Here is a 524-nt window from a genome sequence, read left to right as displayed (position 1 = left end):
GGCAGGCGCGTCGCCCGCGGGGCGAGGACGAGGCCGGCGGCCTCCACGGCATCCGATTCCCGCAGGTCGCTTCGCCCGTCGAGGGCGGCGATGAGGCGGGCGACGCGCAGGGCGAGGAGCGGCCCGCGCAGGGAGGCCACGCCGAGGGCGGAGGCGGTCCGGCAGAGGGCGGCGAGGTGATCGTCGCCCGAGCCGGCATCGTCGCCCGTCCCTTCCGCTCCCGCTGAGGGGGAAGGGGCGGTCTCCTTCAACGCCACGTCCGTGAGGTCGAGATGGAAGGCGAGCCGGTCGGCGAGTGTCGCCGGCACCGCCTCGTCCTCGCCGATCCCCTCGTCGAGGAGAATCAGCCCGAACCGCGCGGGCCGCACCTCCGCCAGCCCGTCCCGCTCCACCCGGAGGAGGCCGGTATCGAGGGCGGCGGCGAGATGCGCGGCGGGGCCCTGCCCCATCCGCGCCGCCATCGCGGCGACGACGAGGCCGCCATCGGCCTCCGCCAGCAGCCCGGCCTGCGCCACGGGCCGGCC

Annotated in this window: 1 pseudogene; it reads right to left on the bottom strand. The window is 77.7% G+C overall.

The annotated features are described in order from the left end of the window. Positions 1 to 524 (bottom strand): annotated as a pseudogene (gene bchD, locus ACFQ4G_RS22015) (magnesium chelatase subunit D); the annotation flags it as partial.

Source organism: Methylobacterium marchantiae, from assembly GCF_042679825.1.
GTDB classification, from domain to species: domain Bacteria; phylum Pseudomonadota; class Alphaproteobacteria; order Rhizobiales; family Beijerinckiaceae; genus Methylobacterium; species Methylobacterium marchantiae.
Note: the sequence above shows the minus strand (reverse complement) of the source record. Positions and strands in the feature narration are given on the sequence as shown.